Source organism: Actinomadura viridis (genome assembly GCF_015751755.1).
Classification (GTDB): Bacteria; Actinomycetota; Actinomycetes; order Streptosporangiales; family Streptosporangiaceae; genus Spirillospora; species Spirillospora viridis.
The window spans coordinates 8,375,905-8,396,489 of the sequence record NZ_JADOUA010000001.1 but is presented as its reverse complement, the minus strand read 5'-3'; the positions used below and the strand labels follow the sequence as shown (position 1 = coordinate 8,396,489).

The 20,585-nt window shown below is 74.8% G+C and carries 18 protein-coding genes; 13 read left to right on the top strand and 5 right to left on the bottom strand.

Going from position 1 to position 20,585, the window contains the following annotated elements; all coding sequences use genetic code 11:
• Positions 1–15: 15 nt before the first annotated feature.
• Positions 16–1,272, bottom strand: coding sequence for a S8 family serine peptidase (locus IW256_RS38120; RefSeq protein ID WP_197015561.1), 1,257 nt, complete (start codon positions 1,270–1,272; stop codon positions 16–18).
• A 209-nt stretch (positions 1,273–1,481) separates the two neighbouring features.
• Here IW256_RS38120 and IW256_RS38115 point away from each other — a divergent pair, with 209 nt between their 5' ends.
• Positions 1,482–1,664 (top strand): hypothetical protein, encoded by a 183-nt coding sequence (locus tag IW256_RS38115; protein ID WP_197015560.1) that lies wholly within the window; start codon positions 1,482–1,484, stop codon positions 1,662–1,664.
• Positions 1,665–1,799: 135 nt separating this feature from the next.
• Positions 1,800–3,506, top strand: coding sequence for a serine/threonine protein kinase (locus tag IW256_RS38110; protein ID WP_307829337.1), 1,707 nt, complete (start codon positions 1,800–1,802; stop codon positions 3,504–3,506).
• 271 nt (positions 3,507–3,777) lie between these two features.
• Here the strand turns inward: IW256_RS38110 and IW256_RS38105 are convergent, their stop codons facing one another.
• Together IW256_RS38105 and IW256_RS38100 are read right to left on the bottom strand one after the other, a co-directional pair.
• Positions 3,778–4,038: a DUF397 domain-containing protein gene (locus IW256_RS38105; protein WP_425549708.1), complete on the bottom strand. Its 261-nt coding sequence runs from the start codon at positions 4,036–4,038 to the stop codon at positions 3,778–3,780.
• The gene (locus tag IW256_RS38100) at positions 4,035–4,856 is read right to left on the bottom strand and encodes a helix-turn-helix domain-containing protein (protein WP_231405702.1); all 822 of its coding nucleotides are present in this window, start codon (positions 4,854–4,856) and stop codon (positions 4,035–4,037) included. Before IW256_RS38100 ends, IW256_RS38105 begins: the two co-directional genes overlap by 4 nt.
• Positions 4,857–5,173: 317 nt before the next feature.
• Between IW256_RS38100 and IW256_RS38095 the strand changes: the two genes are divergently transcribed.
• The 6 genes from IW256_RS38095 to IW256_RS38065 all read left to right on the top strand — a co-directional run bounded on the left by IW256_RS38095 (position 5,174) and on the right by IW256_RS38065 (position 12,352).
• Complete coding sequence (locus IW256_RS38095; protein WP_197015558.1) at positions 5,174–5,767, top strand: ATP-binding protein; 594 nt, start codon at positions 5,174–5,176, stop codon at positions 5,765–5,767.
• A 112-nt stretch (positions 5,768–5,879) separates the two neighbouring features.
• Positions 5,880–6,242: an STAS domain-containing protein gene (locus tag IW256_RS38090; RefSeq protein WP_197015557.1), complete on the top strand. Its 363-nt coding sequence runs from the start codon at positions 5,880–5,882 to the stop codon at positions 6,240–6,242.
• Between the two features lie 264 nt (positions 6,243–6,506).
• The gene (locus tag IW256_RS38085) at positions 6,507–7,766 is read left to right on the top strand and encodes a M16 family metallopeptidase (protein ID WP_197015556.1); all 1,260 of its coding nucleotides are present in this window, start codon (positions 6,507–6,509) and stop codon (positions 7,764–7,766) included.
• Complete coding sequence (locus tag IW256_RS38080; protein WP_197015555.1) at positions 7,763–9,160, top strand: M16 family metallopeptidase; 1,398 nt, start codon at positions 7,763–7,765, stop codon at positions 9,158–9,160. Before IW256_RS38085 ends, IW256_RS38080 begins: the two co-directional genes overlap by 4 nt.
• A 391-nt stretch (positions 9,161–9,551) precedes the next feature.
• Positions 9,552–11,222 carry a sporulation protein gene (locus IW256_RS38070; RefSeq protein WP_197015554.1) on the top strand — a complete coding sequence of 557 codons (1,671 nt, stop codon included), beginning with the start codon at positions 9,552–9,554 and terminating at the stop codon, positions 11,220–11,222.
• 179 nt (positions 11,223–11,401) lie between these two features.
• Positions 11,402–12,352, top strand: coding sequence for a hypothetical protein (locus IW256_RS38065; RefSeq protein WP_197015553.1), 951 nt, complete (start codon positions 11,402–11,404; stop codon positions 12,350–12,352).
• A 105-nt stretch (positions 12,353–12,457) separates the two neighbouring features.
• Here IW256_RS38065 and IW256_RS38060 read toward each other — a convergent pair whose 3' ends face one another.
• Together IW256_RS38060 and IW256_RS38055 are read right to left on the bottom strand one after the other, a co-directional pair.
• A complete protein-coding gene (locus IW256_RS38060) occupies positions 12,458–13,363 on the bottom strand; it encodes a hypothetical protein (RefSeq protein ID WP_197015552.1) in 906 nt (301 codons plus the stop codon).
• A gap of 823 nt (positions 13,364–14,186) precedes the next feature.
• Complete coding sequence (locus tag IW256_RS38055) at positions 14,187–15,074, bottom strand: hypothetical protein (protein ID WP_231404094.1); 888 nt, start codon at positions 15,072–15,074, stop codon at positions 14,187–14,189.
• A gap of 601 nt (positions 15,075–15,675) precedes the next feature.
• On the opposite strand from IW256_RS38055, the gene IW256_RS38050 reads away from it, so the two are divergent.
• The 5 genes from IW256_RS38050 (at position 15,676) to IW256_RS38025 (ending at position 20,510) form a co-directional block, all read left to right on the top strand.
• Positions 15,676–16,260, top strand: coding sequence for a sigma-70 family RNA polymerase sigma factor (locus IW256_RS38050; protein WP_197015551.1), 585 nt, complete (start codon positions 15,676–15,678; stop codon positions 16,258–16,260).
• A 128-nt stretch (positions 16,261–16,388) separates the two neighbouring features.
• Entirely contained in the window at positions 16,389–16,865 is a 477-nt protein-coding gene (locus IW256_RS38045; protein WP_197015550.1) for an SSI family serine proteinase inhibitor, read from the top strand.
• Positions 16,866–16,974: 109 nt separating this feature from the next.
• Positions 16,975–17,376 carry a CBS domain-containing protein gene (locus tag IW256_RS38040; RefSeq protein WP_231404093.1) on the top strand — a complete coding sequence of 134 codons (402 nt, stop codon included), beginning with the start codon at positions 16,975–16,977 and terminating at the stop codon, positions 17,374–17,376.
• A gap of 116 nt (positions 17,377–17,492) precedes the next feature.
• Positions 17,493–18,260, top strand: a complete 768-nt coding sequence (locus IW256_RS38035; protein ID WP_307829336.1) for an ANTAR domain-containing protein — start codon at positions 17,493–17,495, stop codon at positions 18,258–18,260.
• 102 nt (positions 18,261–18,362) lie between these two features.
• Positions 18,363–20,510 (top strand): SpoIIE family protein phosphatase, encoded by a 2,148-nt coding sequence (locus tag IW256_RS38025; protein WP_231404092.1) that lies wholly within the window; start codon positions 18,363–18,365, stop codon positions 20,508–20,510.
• Positions 20,511–20,585 lie beyond the last annotated feature (75 nt).

The window sequence follows — 20,585 nt, the reverse complement described above, 5'->3', positions numbered from 1 at the left end:
TCCGGGCGGCGGCCGTCAGGTGCGGGCGCCGATGGTGCCGCGGGAAGGGGCGGTGGCGGTTTCGGGGTCGCCGGGGGGAGGGGGCGCGGCAGGGCCGGTCCGGCCCGGCCTCCAGCCCCGGCGGCGGCCCATGGGCACGATGAGGCCGAGGAGGACCGCCAGCGCGGCGGCGGTGAGCGTGCCGGCGGTGACCGCCACCGCGACGGCCCCGGTGCGCCCGTCGGCGGGTTCGGGGGCGGCGAGGGACGCGGGCGCCGGCGGGCGCCCCGCCGCCGCGGCGGTCTCCCCCGGCACCACCGCGGTGACGGCCTGGACGGGGTTGACCATGCCGCGGCCGGTGCCGGTCCCGGCGTTGCCGTCCGCCGTCGCCAGGAGCCGGTGGACGACCTGGTTCCGGTCCAGGTGCGGGTGGCGCGCCCGGACGAGGGTGGCGACGCCGGAGACGTAGGCGGCGGCGTAGCTGGTGCCCTCCGCCCGCGGGTTGTAGCCGCCTCCGGGCCAGGCGGTGGGGACGGCCACTCCCGGCGCGGCGATGTCGACCTTCGAGCGCACGCTGGAACTCTCGGCCCGGGCGCCGTCGGGGCCGAGGGAGGCCACGGAGATGACGCCGGGGTAGCTCGCCGGGAAGGCGGCGCCCTCGTCACCCTCCCGGTCCCGGGCGTTCCCGGCCGCGGCGACGATCACGGCGTTCCTGCGGTGCGCGTACTGGACCGCCTGCTCCAGGGCCGGTGACGCCGCCGCCTTGATCGAGATGTTGATGACCCGGGCGCCCGCGTCGACCGCCGTCCGGATGGCCTTGGGGAGGCGGGCTCCGCCGCCGTCGTCGCGTTCGGCGTTCTGCTGTTTGACGACCAGGAGCTCGGCCGCGGGGGCCACACCGCGCAGCGGCGCACCGGCGACCCCACGGCCGCCGAGCAGCGCGGCGACCCCGGTCCCGTGGCCCGCGCAGTCGCGTTCGCCCGTGCCGGTCAGGTCGATGACGTCCGCGATCCGGCCGGCCAGCATGGGGTGCTTCGGGTCCGCGCCGCTGTCGATCACGGCCGTCCGTACGCCCCGTCCCTGCGTCAGCGCCCACACCCGCTCGAACCCGAGACGCCGTTGCGCCCAGGATTCCCCGATGCCGCCGTGATGGCCGCGGGGCGGATCGCAGGCCGTCCGGGGAGCGGCGGCGGGAGCGAAGGCGGGGAGAGGGGCGGCGGACGCCTGGGGCGCGAGGAAGAAGGAGGTCGTGAGAAGGAGGACTGCGGTGCTCGCTGGTCCGGCCGCACGCATCGACGTCTCCCGGGCGTTGGTGAGTACGGCGCACGACTGTAGAGGATCCGCCGGGCGGGGTGAATTACGGGCGGTGGCGGGGATGGTTTGGGCCGGGCCGGCACCCACCGGACCTGTCAGGGCAAAAAAGCGAACGATCATTCGGAATAGAGCGGACGATCTTGGTGTTGGCACCGGATGGTGAGAAACCCGAGAAACGGAGGAACCCCGTGCGCAGCAGCATCCCCCGCCCCCGGCCCGATTCCGGGCGCAAGCATGTGAAGTCCACCTCTCTGAAGGCCCTCGCGATCGCCGCCCGGCTCGAACGCGATCATGACCAGGAGGGACCACCGGGCCGTGGACACGGCCGGGCGGAGCACCGTCCCTCGTGGCGGACGCCCGACCCGGCCTGAGCCCGAGACGGAGGACCCCCGCGCGCCCGCGCGGGGGTCCTCCGCCGTTCTTGATCACCTCTTTCGGGGGCGGGCACCCCGGGACGACCAATACCCTGGCAACGCACGTGTCGTGGACGACGAAGTGAGAGTGGTGTGACGGACCGGACGATGCCGGACGCCCATCCGCTGCGATCGGGAGATCCGGCCGCCCTGGGGGCCTACGAGATCCTGGGCCGCCTGGGCGAGGGCGGGCAGGGCTCGGTCTTCCTCGGCCGCCGCGCGGGCTCGGGCGGCGTGCACCCGGACGGCTACGTCGCAGTCAAGCTCCTGCACGCCGGGCTGGCCGGCGACGCCCCGGCGCGGGCCCGCTTCGTGCGCGAGCTCGACGTGGCCAAGCGGGTGGCCCGGTTCTGCACGGCCCAGGTGATCGACGCGAACCTGGCCGGTGACCAGCCCTACATCGTCAGCGAGTTCGTCCCCGGCCAGTCGCTGCACCGGCTGGTCCAGGCGGAGGGCCCGCGGACGGGCGGGGCGCTGGAACGGCTGGCGATCAGCACGCTGACCGCTCTGTACGCGATCCACCAGGCCGGGATCGTGCACCGCGACTTCAAGCCGCACAACGTGATGATGGGCCCGGACGGCCCGCGCGTGATCGATTTCGGGGTGGCCCGGGCGCTCGGGGCCGCGGGCGAGACCCAGAACGTCGGGACGCCCGCGTACATGGCCCCCGAGCACTTCACCGGCGGGACCGTCGGGCCCGCCGCCGACATGTTCGCCTGGGGCACCACGATGGTGTTCGCCGCGAGCGGGCAGCCCGCGTTCGGCAACGACGACATGGCCGCGGTGATGCACCGCATCCTGACCGGCACCCCCGACCTGGGCGGGCTGCCGAGCCCGCTGCGCGAGGTGGTCGCCGCGTCGCTGGCCAAGGAGCCCGAACGGCGGCCCACGGCGCGGGAGGCCCAGGAACGGCTCGTCGGCGCCGGGTCGGAGATGCCCGCGGAGGCGCTGCCCCCGCCTCCGCCCCCGTTCCCCGGCGGGCCGTCGCCCGCACAGGTCACCGAGCCGAGGGTGGGCGCCGAGCAGGACGGGTGGGAGGCGACCCCGCCGCAGCCGCAGCCGCTGCTCCCGCAGCCGCAGCACGTTCCGGCGCCGCCCGTCCGGCAGGAGGGTCAGGGCGCCGGCCGCAAGCGGCTGCTGGTCCCGGTCGCCGCGGCGGTCGCCGTGGGCGCGGTGCTGGCCGGCGGCTCGGTGTGGGCGGCGACCCGGTCGGGCGGCGACTCCGACCGGCCGGCGGCCGGGCAGAAGGGGCCGAACGGGCCGGCGGTGGAGCAGTTCCCCGGAGGGGCTGACCGAAATACCGATAAACGGTCAGCCCGACCGCGGAACTCGCAGTCCCCCGGCGCGAAGCCGGACGACCCGAAGGCGTCCGGAAGTCCCGGTGCCGGCCGGGCCACCGCACCCCCCGGGGGCGGCGGAGGCACGTCCGGCGGCGGTGCCAAGCCGGGAGGCGGAACGACCTCCGGCCCGGAGCCCGCGAACAAGTACTCGCCCCAGCAGGTCTGCAACTCCGGTGGGCGCGGCGGGGGTTACTACGTGCAGCGCTCGATGGCGGTGGCGGGCGGCAAGGCCTACCAGCTCTACAACGGCTCGGGGTACAACTGCGCCGTGCTGATCAAGACCAGGAACGTGGGCCGGGCGTCGTCGGTGTCGGTGTGGATCCAGGCCTCCGGCGGCTCCAAGGTCGCCGACGGCGGTTCGTACGCCTGGTACGCGGGGCCGGTCTACGTCTCGGCCGCCGGGAAGTGCGTCCGGTTCGGCTCGGGCTCGGCCGCGTCGTCCTACGCCAACTGCGGCTGAACCGGCGGCGCGGAGCGGGCGCGGAGCCCCGGAGACTCAGCGGCACGGAGGCTCAGCGATGACACAGAGGCGCGGCGATGGCGCGGAGGCTCAGCGGGAGCGGCGCTGCGGCGGGCCAGGAGGCAGGGGCCACAGGCGGGGCCAGAGGCGGGAGCGGGGTTCGACGGGGACGGCGCCGGGCGCGAAAGCGGGGAGCGAAGGCGCCCGGCGATGACGTCGGGTCAGCGGAGTCGGGTCAGCGGAATCGGGGCAACGGAGTCGGGTCAGCGGTTCAGTTGGACGATGGGGCGATCAGATGGTCGAAGTCCCCGTCCTTGGCGCCGAGGATGAGCGCCTCGATCTCCGGACGGGTGTAGATGAGGGCGGGCCCCTCGGGGTGACGGGAGTTGCGCATCGCGATCCGCCCGCCGGGCAGTTCGGCGATCTCGACGCAGTTGCCCTGGGAGTTGCTGCGCCGGGACTTCTGCCATCGGGCCCCGTGCAGCCCGGTGGCCGGCATTCCGTTGTCGTAGGCGTTGGTCTGGAGCATCATGTCTCTCTGAGGTAATCACCGAGAAGCTCGACGGTGCGCTCGGGGGTCGCACTGTCGACGCACAGGCGTTCCATCGCCTGCAGATAGGTGTCGACGTCGTCGCGCTTGTCCAGGTACATCGCGCCGGTGAGGTTCTCGACGTACACGACGTCCGGCAGGTCCTGGTCGGGGAAACGCAGGATGGAGAAGGCGCCGCCCTCGGCCGCGTGACCGCCGAACCGGAACGGCATGACCTGGATGGTGACGTTGGGCAGCTTGGACATCTCGATGAGGTACTCGAACTGCCCCCGCATCACCTCGGGCCCGCCGATCGGACGGCGCAGCGCGCCCTCGTCCAGCACCGCCCACAGCCTCGGGGCCTCCGGGCCCGTCAGCCGCCCCTGCCGCTGCATCCGCAGCTCGACCCGCTGGTCGATCTCGTGCTCGGCCGCACCGGCGTTCCCCAGCCGGATCACCGCACGCGCGTAGCCCTCCGACTGCAGCAGACCCGGTACGAACTGCAGCTCGTAGGTCCGGATCAGGGCCGCCGACTCCTCCAGGCCGACATAGGTCTGGAACCAGCCGGGGAGGACGTCGTTGTATCGGTGCCACCAGCCTGGGGTGTTGGCCTCCCGTGCCAGCTGAAGCAACGCCTCGCGCTCGTCCTTGGCGTTGACGCCGTACAGCGTGAGCAGGTCGTCCACGTCGCGCTCTTTGAAGCTGACCCGCCCCAGCTCCAGGCGGCTGATCTTCGACTCCGACGCGCGGATGACGTAGCCGGCCTGCTGGCGGCTCACACCGTTCGCCTCACGCAGGCGACGCAGCTGCGAGCCGAGCAGGATCCGACGGACCGTCGATCCCGTTCCCGGCGTCTCTGGAGTCACGCCCAACCTCCCGGCTCGATGGCGGACAGCGAACTTAGTGTGCCACTCGGGTGCCTGTCCTGCAGTTACCTCCGTTCACCCGCGCGCGCACCGCACCGATAGTGACGCGCCGGTTCGGATGCACGTGCATTGGGCCTTGCATTCGCACGCTACGATGCGCAGGATAACGCACGAGACTTCCGAGCCACGGCTGCACAACGAGATCACTCTGCGGGGTCCGGGGAATGACGTCACGCCACGCGCACGACGACACACGATGGGGGGCAGGCCCCATGGTCGGGTCGGCGGGCCAACGGGAGCATGCCGTCCAGTCGACACCGGTCCCCGAGTCCTGCGGTCTCCCGCCGCGGCTGGACCAGGCCCTGCGCGCCCTGGTGGACCTGACCGCGCCGACCGTCTCGTTCACCGTCCTGCCCGACCCCGAGTCCGTGACCGAGGCGCGCCACTTCGCCGTCTCCCGGCTGGACGGCTGGGGCACCGGCGCCCTCGCCGACGACGTGGGCCTGGTGGTCTCCGAACTCGTCACCAACGCGCTGCGGCACAGCGGCGGGCCGGCCTTCCACCGCGCGGACCCGCGCGGACCCGTCCTGCGGGGCGGGCACGCGTTCCGCGGCGGTTGCGAGGACGGGTCGGCGGACCCGCTGGGCTCCGCGCCCGCCGCCATCCGCCTGCGGCTCCTCTACAAGGCCCCCTGGCTGCTGTGCGGGATCATGGACGCCAGCCGGTCCGCCCCCCGGCGCAAGGAGCCCGACTACATCGCCGAGACCGGCCGCGGCCTTCACCTCGTCGAGTCGTTCAGCATCCGGTGGGGATGGTGCGGCCTCCCGCAGGGCAAGGTCGTCTGGGCGCTGTTCCGCACCCCCTGACCGCCGCCCCTTGATCGACAGCTCCAAGGTAAAACGGCGTCGAGCTGGGATAAAGCCACCACCCACTGGGTATAGGTGTCCCCACGTCACGACCAGTGGAGAGGGTATTTCGGTGGACTTCGCCGTCGAGCATCGGGTCGAAAAGGGCCTCACCATCGTAAAGATCAATGGTGAGATCGACGTCTTCACGAGCCCGAAGCTGCGCGAGTTGCTGCTCGACATCATCGAGGACGGCGCCGAGCACCTGGTCGTGGACCTCGGCGAGGTCACCTTCCTGGACTCCACCGGCCTCGGCGTCCTGGTGGGCATCTACCACCGGCTCCGCGCACGGGACGGCTCGATGTCGTTCATGGGGGTGAACGACCGGGTGCGCCGCGTCTTCCACGTCACCCAGCTGACGAAGATCTTCGTACTGCACCGTTCGCTGGAGGAGGCCGTCGCCGCTCACGAGGCCGCCGGCGCCTCGCCCTCCTGACCTCCGCCCCCACCCCGCCCCCGCCACGACCTTCCCCGCCGTTCACCCGGCCGCGCATCCACCGCTCCCCTGGCCGCTCGCCCGGCCGCTCGCTCGGCCGCTCCCCGCCCCCGGACGGCTCGTGGCCGTACCGCGCGGGCGGCGCCCGCGGCTCCCGCGAACCGGTACCGTGAGGGCAGAGATCAAGCCCGCCGCCAGGGCACGTCCCGCCGACGCGCGCGGTGCTGTCCGTCAACCGATCCATCGACCGGACGGGAGCGCTCCGTGGCAGAACAGCCGCTGCATGAGCACACGCTCGGCAATGGCCTGCGCGTGGTGGTCTGCGAGGACCATGTCGTACCGCTGGCCGCCGTCAACATCTGGTACGGCGTGGGCTCGCGGCATGAGCGGGCCGGCCGGACCGGGCTGGCGCACCTCTTCGAGCATCTGATGTTCCAGGGGTCGGCCAACGTCGCCGAGGGCGAGCACGCCGCGCTCCTGGAGAGCGCCGGCGCCACCTTCAACGCCAGCACCTCCTTCGAGCGCACCAATTACTACGAGACCGTCCCGGTGAGCCATCTGGACCTCGCGCTGTGGCTGGAGGCCGACCGGATGGGCACGCTGCCCGCCGCGCTCACCCAGGCCAACCTCGACAACCAGCGCGACGTGGTGAAGAACGAGCGCCGCCAGCGCTACGACAACCAGCCGTACGGCACCGCGTTCGAGCGGCTGTGCGCGCTGACGTTCCCCGAGGGCCACCCGTACGCGCACACCCCCATCGGCTCGATGGAGGACCTCGACGCGACCACGCTGGAGGACTGCGCGGACTTCTTCGGCACCTGGTACGCCCCCGGCAACGCGGTCCTGTCGATCGTCGGCGACGTCGATCCCGAGGCCACCCTGGCCGCGGTGGAGCGCTACTTCGGCGGCCTGCCCACCGGCCCGCAGGCGCCGCCCGCCCGTCCCGGCGACCTCGGCCCCCTCGCGGCGATCAAGGCCGAGGCGGTGGACGAGGAGGTGCCCTCCCCGGCCTACTTCGCGATGTTCCCGCTGCCCGCCGACGGCGGCGCCGAGATCGAGGCGGCCGAGCTGGCCGTGGAGATCCTCGGCGGCGGGTCCGGTTCGCGCCTGTACGACCGGATGGTGCGCCGCGACCAGATCGCCACCGAGGTGTGGGCCGGGGTCACCCGGCTGGCCGGTGGCCCGTCGCTGGCCATCGTGGACGCGATCGGGCCGGATCCGGACAGGATCGCCGAGGTCCTGGACGAGGAGCTGGCCCGCTTCGCCACCGCCGGCCCGGACGCCGACGAGACCGCGCGCGCCACCGCGCAGGCCGAGCGGGGCTTCCTGGAGCAGACCGAGACGGTGACCGGGCTGGCCAACGCGCTCTCGCAGAACGCCACCCAGTTCGGCGACCCGGCCCGCGTCTTCACCGCGCCCGGCCGGGCCGCGGCGGTGACCGCGGACGAGATCAAGGAGATGGCGGGCCGCTGGCTGTCGCCCGGCGCCCGCTCGGTCCTGACCTACGGAGGTACGGCGTCGTGACCGAGTCCCCGAGCGGCCAGGGTCTGGCCCTGGCCCCCCGTCCGGTCCCCGGCCCCGTCCCCGCCTGGGCGTTCCCGGCCGGGACGGAGGGCGGCGTGCCCGGCGGCGGTCCCGCCACGCTCCGCTGCGACCTGCCCGGACGCCGCCTCGCCGCGGTGCGGCTGGTGCTCGACGCGGGCGCCGGACGCGAGCCCGAGGGGCGGGACGGCGTCGCCACGCTGACCGCGCGTGCGCTGCTGGAGGGCACCGAGCCCGGCGGCGGCACCGCGCTGACCGCCGCGTTCGAGCGGCTCGGCGCCAGCCTGTACGCCTCGGCCGACCTGACCGCGCTGCGGATCGCGCTGGACGTGCCGGTGACCCGGCTCGGCCCGGCGCTGGAGCTGCTGTCCTCGGTGGTCCGGGAGCCGGCGCTGGCCGACTCCGACGTGCGCCGGCTGGTGCGCGAGCGGCTGGAGGAGATCGCGCAGGAGGACGCCGACCCGGGCACCCGCGCCATGCGCGAGCTGCGCGCCGTGATGTTCCCCGGCGAGGCCCGGGCGTCCCGTCCGACCGGCGGCACCCCCTCCTCGGTGGACGCGCTCCAGGGCGCGGACGTGCGCGGCTTCTACGGCTCGGCCGTCCCGGGCGAGGCGACCGCGGTCGTCGCCGGCGACCTGTCCGGCATCGACGCGGACGGCGCGCTGAACGCCGCCCTGCAGGGCTGGGCGACCTCCGGGCAGCCCCTGCCCACCCCTGACTCGGTGCGGCCGACGGCGGGCCCGCGGATCGTCGTGGTCGACCGTCCGGGCTCGGTGCAGACCTACCTCGGCCTCGGGCACGGCGTACCGAACCGCGCGCACCCCGACTGGCCCCTGCTGGCGGTCGCCTCGCACGTGCTGGGCGGCGGCCTGACCTCGCGGCTCAACGCCGTCCTGCGGGAGGAGAAGGGCTACACCTACGGCGTGCGCGCCGGGCTCCTGCGGCTGCGGCACTGCGCGCTGTTCATCACCCAGGGCGCCGTGCACACCGAGGTCACCGCGGACGCCGTCGCCGACGCGCTCACCGAGCTGCGCGGCGTGGTCTCGCGCGGGGTCGACGCCAAGGAGTGCGGCGACTCGGTCCGGGCCCTGGCCGACCGGGCGCCCGCCGAGTACGAGACGGCCCGCGCGGTCGCCGCCGAGCTCGCCGACGCCGCCGCCAACGGCCTCGGCGCGGACTACCCGCGGCGCTACCTCGACGCCGTGCGCGCCGCGACGCCGGACGAGGTGGCCCGGGCGTACGCCGAGCACGTCGATCCGGAGGCGCTGACGGTGATCGCGGTCGGTGACGCCGAGCAGATCCGCGAGCCGCTGGAGAAGCTCGGGTACGCGACGGTCACGGTCTCGGCGGCCGAGCCCGCCGCGGACGCCGGCTGATCGCCTCCTGGAGCCGTCGGGCGCCGGGAGCGCCGGAGCGTCCGGGCGTCCGGGCGTCCGGGGAGTCCGGGCGTCCGGGGAGTCCGGGGCGTCCGGGGAGTCCGGGGAGTCCGGGGAGTCCGGGGCGTCCGGGGCGTCCGGGGAGTCCGGGGAGTCCGGGGCGTCCGGGGCGTCCGGGGCGTCCGGGGCGTCCGGGGAGTCCGGGGCGTCCGGGGCGTCCGGGGCGTCCGGGGGCGCTTTCGGGCGATCACCGGCCGCCTCCTCGATCATGTGTCGTGTCCGCGAGGTTTTGGGCGTGATGCGTCGCTTGTCGGCGTGAACCGATGGCATGGTGGATTCCGTCTGACCGATGCGGGGAGCGCCCCCGCGGTGTCGCGAGAGGGGTAGGCCAGTGGCCTATGGGCAGAGCGCGGGCGGATACGGAGGAGGGTCGGGTCCCACCGTCGATACGATCCTGTCGGAGCCGAACTGCCGGCCGGGCGGCGTCGTGGCCGGCAAGGTGCACCTGGCGGGCGGGAACCGCCCCGTGGAGATCCGGCATGTGACCCTCGCGCTGATGCCGCGCATGCAGAACGGCTACGGCGGCGAGAGCGCGGGCCCGGAGGTCTACCGGGGCGCGCTCACCCGCGCGTTCCGGCTGGAGCCGGGGCAGCGCCGCGACCTGTCGTTCTCGATCCCGCTGCCGTACGAGCTGCCGTTCACCACGGTGCTGGGGCGGGAGCTGCCCGGATTCACCATCGGCCTGTGCACCGAGGTCGACGTGAAGGGCGAGGCCGACCCCGGCGACGTGGACCCGATCTCGGTGGAGCCGCTGAAGTCGCAGCAGTGGGTGCTGGCCGCCATCGCCCGGCTCGGCTTCAAGATCGAGAACGTCGCGTTCGAGCAGTCCAGGCTGCGCGGCGTGCCCCAGCAGCTGCCGTTCTACCAGGAGATCCGGCTGGCGCCGCCGCCCCAGTACGCGGGGCGGATCGGCGAGGTCGGGCTGAGCTTCGTGGCCAGCCCCCGGCACATGGCGTTCGTGCTGGAGGCGGACCGGCGCGGCGGTGGCGGGGACGAGTCGTTCGGCCGCTTCCAGGTCGAGCACCCCGAGGCCGCGGAGACCGACTGGAACGCCAAGATCAGCCGGTGGCTGGAGGAGGCCGCGTCCCGTCCTCGGGCGCAGGCCGCGTTCCCCTCGCCGCCGCAGGGGGGCGGGCCGCTGCCCCCGCCCGGCGGCGGGCCCTCGACGTTCCCGCCACCGCCCGGCGCGCCGCCCGCCTACCACGGACAGGGCGGACACGGGCACGGGCAGGGCGGTCACGGGCAGGGCGGTCACGGGCACGGGGCACCGGCTCCGGCGGCGGCGTCGTACGGCGGTCCCGCTGAGTACGGGCAGCCCGGCCAGGGGCACTTCCCGCCCCCGGCCCCGGCTCCCGGACAGGCCCCCGGCCAGGCCCCCGGCCAGGCCCCCGCGCATGGCCCGGCGCACGGTCCCGCGCACATGCCTACGCCACCGCCCGGTCAGGGGCCGGGGCCCTTCCCGGGTCCCACGCCCCCGCCGCCCGCTCCGGGCGCTCCGGGCGCTCCGGGCGCCGGGCTCCCCTACGCGCCGGCCCCCTACCCCCCGCCGCCAGGGCACCCGGCTCCGCAGTACCCGCCGCCTCCGGGCCACCACGGACCACCGGCCCCCATGTCCCAGCCTCCGGTCCACCATCACCACGCTCCCCCGTACCCGGGCCACCACCGCCACGGCGGTGCCGGGTGGGCCGCGGCGGGCGCCGTCGGCGGGGTCGCGGCGGCCGGTGTCGGCGGCGCGCTGGCCGCCGGCGCGGCGGTCGACGCCTTCGGGAACGTGATCGGCGGGGCCGCCGGGGCCGCGCAGAACGTCGCCGGCTACGCCGCCGGAGTCCCCGTGGGCCAGTTCGGCGAGGCCGTCGCCGGATACGCGGGCCATGTCGCGGCGGACGCGGCGGGCGCGGTCGCGAACGAGATCGCGAACGAGGTGGCCGGCGAGGTCGCGGGCGAGGCGGCCGGTGCCGTCGGCGAGATCCTGGGCGGGTTGCTGGGCGGCCTGTTCGGCTGATTCCACGGAGACGCCCCGGCGGCACCCCGGCACCCGGGGGTCTCCGGGGCGTTCCTTCTCTGGGTGGTCGTCCCCGGGCGTTCGTCCCCGCGGTGATGCCCGGCCGGATCCGACGCCCGTTCCGCCGTCGCGGCACGGGCGGTTAGGGTCGGAGGCGCAGCCCGCCCCCGAGGAGCTTCATGACCACCGTAGTCCTGGTCCTGCTGTGCCTGGCGATCGCCGGGCGTGAGCTCTATCTGGCCTCCGACAAGCGACTCCCCCGCGCGCAGGCGGAACTGCGCGAGCTACGGGCCCAGGTGAGCGAGCTGGGGCGGCGGCACGACGCGCTCCAGGCCGAGGTCGCCGAGACGGCGGAACGGACGGGCATCGCGATCCCGCCGTCCCCGCCGCAGCCCCCGCCGGGTTCCCTGCACGCCGCCGAACCGGTCCCCGCCCCGGTCCTCGAACGTCTGGAACGGCTGGGCGAACGGATCGAGCGGATCGAACGTCTCGAAAGCGAGCCGCGGCCGGTTCCGGCCGCAGCCGGAGCCTCGGCCGCACCTGGTTCCGAGCCCGGTTCCGAGCCCGACCGGGACGCCCGGCACGCCCTGGCCCGTTCCCTGGACGCGGTCGAGCAGGCCGTCGGGGAGCTTCAGCGCGAGATGCTGGAGCGGCTGGACCGGGAGGAGGGCGTGGTGACCGGTCTGCTCCTCAGCGAGGAGGGCGAGGCCGAGGCGCTGCTCGCCGACGCCTACGAACGCTGCTCTGCCGAGTACGGGCTACGCGTCCGGATCAGGGACCAGATCTCCTCCCGTTCAATGAACGGCGAGTACTGGGGCACTGCCTACCATCTGTCCGGCCGCCGCGCCGACGCACTCGCCGAGGACCTGTTCACCTACGCCCGCGACATGCGCGACCCGCGCGACCCGTCCGCGCTGGCCGCGCTGATCGCCGAACTGGCCCATCTGGGCGGCGGCGGTATCGCCCGGATCGGCGCGTTCACCGCCGTCCGCACCGCGAACACCCTGCTGTGCGGCCTGTTGCCGGAGGACGTCCCGGAGGGCATCGAGCCCTGGGAGCTGGCCGCCCGGATCCGCGAGCTGCCCGACGAGCTCAGGGTCGAGCCGGACAGCGCCGCGCCCCTGAAGTGAACACCACCCGGGTGAACACCACCCAGGATGAACGCCACCCGCGTGAACATCACCCAGGGTGAAGGTCGCCAGGAGCGAAGGTCGCCCGGCTTGGGGTGACCGCCGTCAGGGCCGGACGAACCGCGGGGTGCGCGGGTCTTCCCGGTCGACGCGGAAGGCCAGCAGGCAGCGCGGCGTACGGGCGACGTCGATCCGCAGGCACAGGCCGAGGCCCAGGCCCGGGTCGATGAGGACCACCCGGCGCAGCGCGCGCAGGGCCCGGCGCGCCCGCGCCCGCGTCTCCGGGAGCAGCGGGTCGTGCAGGGCTGCGGTCACGACCCGTCCCGCGTACCGCCAGAGCGCCGCCGAGTCCAGCACCCGCGGTCCGGCCGAGGTCAGGTCCACGACGATCACCACGCCGCTGTCGTCCTCCTCGCCCGGAGGCGGCACCGGTACCGTGCCCGTGCCCCTCCCCGGGCCCGTTCCCGGAGTGCCTTCGGCGGGCTGGTCACGCGGCGCCAGCGGGCCGCCGACGGCCCGGTGGTAGCGCAGCGGATCGAGGGTGTCGATGACGAACGCCCCCGCGTACGGCCAGGAGGCACGCGGCCGGGGCTCCCGGCTCGTCCCCTCCCCGCGCCCGGCGGCGGGTCCGGTGACGCCGGGGACGCCGGGCGCACCGGTGCTTCTCAGCGGCGTCCGCGGGCGCAGCCGGGCGCTGAGGTCCAGGGCCATCCCGCCGCCGTCCAGCCACACGGGCACCCCGAGCCTGGCCGCGCCCGCCTGGTCGAGGGTGTCGATCGTCCGCCACAGCTCGTCGGTCCGGCGCGAGAGGGTCGCGGCCATGCCCAGCCCGGGGAAGGCCGCTTCGAGGACGGCCAGCGTGGCCCGCCAGGTCGCGCTCGCGACGAACTCGGCCACGAACGCGTCGCCCATCGTCCGGCGGCGCTCCGGATCGGCCATCGGGCCGGGGTCCGCGGGACGTTCGGGTGCCCGCCACCCGGCGAGGACGTCCGGGGACGTCACGCGCGCCACGGACGCTCCGGAGGACGGGGGCGGGCCGGAGGACGGGGACGGCGGGTCCGCCGGCGGAGGGGGTGGCGGCTCGGCTGAGAGGCCGGTGGGCGGCAGCGCCGGAGTGGGTGCCTCGCTTGTCCCTGGGCTTTCCGGTTCGCCCATGACCCGTCCGGGCGTCGGGCGTTCCCACTCGGACCGGTCGGTGGCCGGTGGCGGAGGCGGCTCCCCGGCCGGGGGCGGCTCGGGAGCGGCGGGTTCCTGGCCCGGTTCGCCGGTGCGCGGGGTGCCCTGGACGGGAACCCAGTCGGCCGGTGCGGCCCCTGGAGCCTGGTCCACGGCCTCGCCGAGCGGCGGACCGGGCACCGGGCTGGACTGTTGGCCTGGCCGCAGACCGGGCGGTGGGCCGGGCGGCGGAGCTGGCGGCGCGCCGGGCGGTGGGCCAGGCGGTGGCATGGCGGGCGGACCGGGAGGAGAAACGGCCGGTGGCACGGCAGCTGGCGGGGCGGCCGGCGGCGGTGCGGCGGGCGGTGGGCCAGCGGCCGGAGGTGGACCGGCGGACGGTGGACCGGCGGCGGGCCGTGGTGCGGCGGGCGGCTCGGCCGGAGGTGGACCGGTGGGCGGTTCGGCGGGCGGTGGATCGGCGGCATCGGCGGCGGACGGCCGGCGGCCGGCCACCCGGACGTCGCCGGGGTGGGGCACGGGGCGCCGGGCTCCGGGCTCGGGGGTCTCATCGTCCCCGGCTTCGGGGCGGCGGCTGTCACGCGGACCGAATCTCACGCCCCTGATCCTCGGCCCTCATGATGATCGTCGGCAAGGGCACCGGCACCGGCCCGTCCCACCGTCAGGCCGGGCGGGAGGCGCCGAAGAGGGCGGCGCACAGCGACTCCAGGCCGTCCGGGCCGTCCTCGGCGGCCGGGACGGTGAGGACCGGTTCGCCGTCCTCGCCGGTGTCGAGCCGGAGCCGGACGTCGACCTCCCGGTGCGAGGGTTCCCGGTCGCCCTGTGCCGCGGCCACGTCCCGCAGGCCGACCGGGACGACCTCCGGCAGTTCCACGACGACCGGCCGCTCGCCCACCGCGAGCCGTTCCAGCCACAGCCCGAGCAGGCGGGAGGCCAGGCCGTTGAGCAGGCGGCCCCAGGGCCCCACCAGATGCTCTGGAACGTTCTCGGTCTGGAGTTCGGGCAGCCCGAACCTGGCCAGGCCCTTGGTGGTGAACCAGAAGCCGTCGGGGCCGGAGGTGTGCGGCAGCAGGATCCAGTCGGTCAGCCGTACGGCGCCGTCCGGCCCGGGCAGCGACCGCCGGAGGCGGTCCTCGCCGAGCACCTGCGGGGTGAAGACGTCGATCACCGGTACGGGCGGGTCGCCGCCGACCGCGCCCGCGATCGCCCGGGTCGCCCACTCGTGCGCGGGCGGCCAGCCCGGCCGGTAGGAGGCGCGGACGGCCAGGAGGTGGGAGGCCGCGGCGATGCCGACCAGTTCCCGGCGGGTGGCGCCGAACGCGGCCAGCAGATCGGCGGGCAGCGGCGGGAACCCGGCGGCCGGACGCAGATCGAGGGTGAGCAGGGGGCTGTCCAGCATCCGCAGCACCAGGTCCCGCAGGGGCGGCTCGGTCAGGCGGGTCACCCGTTCGCGGGCCAGCTCACGCGGGTCCGCCGGCGGTGTCACGAAGGCGACCGCGTACGTGGCGTGCAGCGTCTCCGGAACCGGCAGCGTCAGACTCTCACCCAACTCGTCTCCTCGCCCGTGGCACGGGCCATCGGCCCGTCCGACAGTACCGATCAGAGCAAACAACGACATCGAAAATGATCTGTCGCAAAGGGGACAATCCCCTGCCAGCCGGGCGCCCCGCGGACGGCCGAGGGCGTGCCGCGACCGGGCGGCGAGCACGCCGCGGACGGTCGGCGGGCGTGGTTCTATACCGGTCTCCGGGGGGTGCTCCGCGCAGTTGACGGAAAAAAGTGATGGAGGCCACGCAACCTTGGCGCGGTCCCCAGGCGTCTTAACTAACGGGAACGCCACCGACGCGTAAAGCGTCGATCGTGCAGAGCCCGCGACGTCCCGTCACAGGGGTCGCCCTGGCAGCGCCGATCCGCGCACTACCCTCGGCCCACCCTCCATGCGCGGCCGAGAGACCCGAGACCGACCCGACACCCGCATGTCCAACGTCACCCGATAACACCTCATCTCGTGACGAATCGGATCGAACTCGTCGGGAATGGTGAGACGTATGCCCGCCGTGGGGACGGCGGCATCGCCCGGTGGCCGCGCACCTCACACGGGTGCGCGTACACGCAACCGGCCCGATCGGGTCACGACCACGGGGAGCGACATGACCGCAGCCACCTTGCCGGCCCGCGACAGCGGCCCTGCCACCGAACGGTACGAGCGGGACGTGCTGCCGCTCGTCGACCCTCTGTACGCCAGCGCGGTGCGCATGACGCGCAACAGCGCCGACGCCGAGGACCTGGTGCAGGAGACCCTGGCGAAGGCGTACGTGAACTTCCACCAGTTCCAGGAGGGCACGAACCTCAAGGCCTGGCTGCACCGCATCCTCACGAACAACTTCATCAACACCTACCGCAAGCGGCAGCGCGAGCCGCAGCGGGCCGGTTCGGAGGAGCTGGAGCAGTGGCAGATCGCGCGGGCCGAGGCGGGGTCCGCCGGGCTGCGCTCGGCCGAGTCGGAGGCGCTCGACCGGATCCCCGACGCCCGGATCGTGGCCGCCCTGCGCGCCCTGCCCGCCGATTTCCGGAACGCCGTGTACCTCGCCGACGTCGAGGGGTACCACTACAAGGAGATCGCCGAGATGATGGGCACTCCCATCGGCACGGTGATGTCGCGCCTGCACCGGGGGCGCAAGCAGCTGCGCGAGTCCCTCTCAGACCACCGGCGCGCCCACACCCTGGCCGCCTGACCTGGCCGCAGCACGCCTTCGTGATCCCGCGGTAGCCCCGTGACCGCGGGATCACCTGTTTCTGAACACGACTTGTAGTCGTATCGATACATTGAGCGATGACCGTTCCTCGATCATCAGGAGTATCGATGCCACACCTGGTCGCCACCGCCCTCACCGGCGCGGCCCTCGCCCTGCTGCCGCCCGTTCCGGCGAGCGCGTTCGCCACCGACCGGACCCCGTCCGGTGCCGCGCCCGCCGCGCCCGCCGCGGCACCGTCCGCCCTGCCCGTCCCGGTGGCCACGCCCGAGCGCCACGCCGCCGCGAGGCTGCGGCTCACCCTCTCCCGCCCCGGCGACAAGGCCGCCGCCGCGCGCAACATCACCCTGCACTGCGGCCCGGACGGCGGCGACCACCCGCGCGCCGCCCGCGCCTGCGCGGAGCTGCGGCGGTCCAGGGGCGAGATCGAGCACCGGCCGGCCGCGCGGACCGCCTGCATGATGATCTACTCGCCGGTGATCGCCGAGGCCACCGGCCACTGGCAGGGCCGGCCCGTGCGGTTCCGCAACGAGTACGCCAACGACTGCGTGCTGGCGTCCCGCACCGGCTCGATCTTCCGATTCTGAGGCGACGCCCGCATACCCGACCCCACTCCGGGTACAGCGCGTGCGAGCGGCCAGGCGCCGCCGCACCAGGGGGAGGTCTTCGCTCATGTCCCGGAGAATCGGCGATGTCATGACGGCCGATCCCCGCGCCCTGCCGCTCGAGGCCACGTTGTACGAGGCCGCCCGGATCATGCGGGACCAGGGGATCGGCGATGTCCTGGTGACGCTCTCGGGGAAGCTGTGCGGGCTGGTCACCGACCGGGACATCGTGATCCGCGCGGTGGCCGAGAGCCGCGACGCCGGGCTCACCTCCCTCGGCGAGGTGTGCACGGCCGAGCCGGTCACCCTCGGCCCCGACGACGACACCGACACCGCGCTGCGGCTGATGCGGCAGGAGGCGATCCGGCGGGTCCCGGTCGTGGACGACCAGAACCGCCCGGTCGGGATCGTCTCGATCGGCGACCTGGTGATCGCGGACGGGACGGGGGCGAGCCCCCTCCGTGACATCAGCGAGGCCCCGCCGAACCTCTGAGCGGCCGGTGAGCACCCCCTGAACGGGGCCCCTGAACGGGCCCTGAGCGGCGCTAATGCGCGGAGATGTCGGGCGACGGGGTCCAACACGGCCGCGCGCAGGATAACGTCGGGCTTGTGCCGCCCACCGAGTCCGTTCTCACCGACCAGCTCGCGCTGGAGATCGCCCGCCTGGGCATCGTCGGCCGGTCGTCCGACATCGGGACCCTGCGCCGGGTCACCGAGCTGGCGCCCCAGGCCGTGCCGGGGTGCGCGGGGGCCACCAGCATCCGGTGGGCGATCCCCTCCGGCGACGAGGACGAGCGTCCCGAGCCGCTGGCCTCCGCCGCCAGCCACCCCGACCTGGCCGACATCGTGGACCGCCAGCTCAGCCGCGGGCACGGCCCGTTCTTCGACGTCGTGCGCACCCGGGAGGCGACCGGCTCGGACGACATCCTGGCCGAGACGCGCTGGCCCGAGGCGATGACCGACATGCTGACCCGGGGCGTGCGCACGTTCTCCACGACCGCGCACGTCAAGGAGCAGGTCCTGGTGACGCTGACCCTGTACGGCATCACGCCGAGGGCGCTCGCCCGGAGCCAGCAGGCGATCGCGTCGCTGCTGGTGGCCCAGGGCGGCGCCGCGATGTCCAACGCCCTGCAGTACGGCAGCGTGCACCGCACCGCCGTCCAGCTCCAGGAGGCGGTGGAGGCCCGCGCGGTCGTCGACCAGGCGAAGGGCATCCTGATGCACGCGCTGGGCTGCGACGCCGATGACGCCTTCGCCGAGCTGCGCCGTATCTCGCAGACCCGGCACGTCAAGCTGACCGCGCTCGCCCAGCGGATCGTGGGCGACCAGGGACTGATCGGAGGCGCCGGCCACGGGCCCGACCATGCCGCCGACTAGGTGTCCGGTCCCGCGGCGGAATAAGCTGCGCACGGTGGCCGCACGCGCGCTGACCAGCACGGCCCGGTTCACCCTGCCCCCCGGAACGTAGGGAGATCCGCGATGTCCGATCAGCTCGACCCCGAGTCGACGATGAGAGAGATCACCGATCTCGAAGGACGGATCGGTGAGCTCCGGCAGGCCGCCGGAATGCCCCGGCCGGACCTGCGGGCGACGCTGGACGCCGCGCTGCTGGAGCTCGAGCTGGCGATGTCGGTGCTGCGCACCGTCGGGACCGGGCAGACCAACGCCGCGGGACGGTCGGCGTCCGCCGAGACCGAGCGGCGGGTGCTGCGCACGGTCTTCCAGGACGCCCCCGTGCCCCTGTTCCTCCTCGACCGCGACTCCGCCGTACGGCGGGTCAACCGGCAGGCGGCCGAGCTGCTGGGCACCTCGCCCGGCTACGTCTCCGGCAAGCAGTTCACCGCGTTCTGCGACCTGGCCACCCGGGCGGCGCTGCGCTCGCAGCTGGCCGGGGTGGTCCGCACCGGGCGGCGGCAGCGGGTGCCGGTCCGCTTCCTCGGGCGCGAGCGGCCGGTCGACGCGGTGGTGACGCTGGCCCGGGTGTGGATCCGCGGCGAGCCCGACCCGATGGTCGTCGCGGTCGCCGGGGCGGCCGGGGCCGCCGGGGCAACCGCGGCGTCGGACGGTACCGCCGGCGAGCCCGCGAGACGGCGCGCCGCCGTCCAGGGGCGCCCGACCGCGGCCCGGCCCGAGCCACGGCGGCCCGGGCCGCCGGAGGCCGGCGGGAAGGAGGCGGGCGGGAAGCGCGAGGAGGCCGCCCCGCCCGGAGGCGCGGCGGGTCCTTCCCCCGCCCAGCCCGCCGGGGCGTCCCGGGCGACGATCGGGCACACCGGCGACGACCAGTCGGTGGCCACGATCGTGCACCGCATGGACGTGCTGGCCAACGCCAGCGAGCTGCTGCTGGACGAGCCGGTCTTCAACGAGACCGTGGCCGTGCGGCGCTGCGCCCGGCTGCTGGTCGCCGAGCTGGCGGACTGGGCGATCATCGACCTGGTCGGCGACGGCGGCGACCGGGCGCCGGGCCCGTGGCGCCCGCCGGCCCGTACGGACGGGGCCGGGCGGCCCGCGGACGCCGCGCCGGGCGGCCTGCAACGCCAGGTGGTCATGGGCCCGGACGACGAGCCCTCGATCGAGGCCGGGCAGGCCCTGGAGGAGCTCGCCCCCACTCCCGACACCCTGCCCTACACGGTGTTCACCACGCGGCAGAGCGCGCTGCGCCCGCACGTGGAGGACATGGCCCTGCTCGGTACCGGCCCGGACGGGCGGCCGATGTGCGGGACGATCGGCGCCACCTCCGTGCTGTGCGTCCCGATCGAGGACGGCGACCGCTGCATCGGCACGATCACGCTGGCGGGAAGCGGCGAGCACGGCCCGTTCGACCTGCTCGACCTCTCGGTGGTGCAGCGGCTCGGCCGGTACCTGGGGCTGGTCATCCGCGCCGCGCGCCTGTACCGGCGGCGCAGCGAGGTGGCCGACACGCTGCAGTCCAGCCTCCTGCCCAAGCGGCTCCCCGCGATCCCCGGCGTCGCCCTGGACGCCCGCTACATGACGGCCACCCATGGCGGGGAGGTCGGCGGCGACTTCTACGACGCGTTCCCGGCCGCGGACGGCTGGGGCCTGGTGCTCGGCGACGTCTGCGGCAAGGGCGAGGACGCCGCCGCCGTCACCGCCACGGCCCGGCACGGGGTGCGGCTGATGTCGCGCTGGAAGGACAAGCCCACCGAGGTGCTGGCGGCGGTCAACGACGTGCTGCTGGACGAGGACCGCTTCGTGACCGCCATCATGGCCGGGCTGAAGCCGGAGGGCGAGGGGATGACGATCAACCTCGCCACCGCGGGCCATCCCCCGGCCATCGTGATCCGGGCGGACGGAGTCATCCGCACCGCCTCCCGCGGAGGGGTGCCCCTCGGACTCTTCGAGGACTTCGAGGCCGGGCTGGACACGGTCTACCTGGGCGTCGGCGACACCCTGTTCCTGCACTCCGACGGGGTCCTGGAGGCGTGCGACCTGGCCCGCCAGGAGTTCGGCCAGGAACGGCTGCTGGAGACCCTGGCCGCCACCGCCACCGTGCCCGTACAGGAGATGCTGGACGCCGTGGAGCAGGCCCTGCTCGACTACTGCGACGGCGACCTGCGCGACGACGTGTCGATGCTGGCGCTGCGCGTGCTGCCGCCCGCGCTGCCCTGACCGGCCCCGCGCTGATCCTGCGCTGGTCCGCCGGTCCCTGCGCCCTGCTCCGGTCCGGCCCGGGTCCTGCGTCGG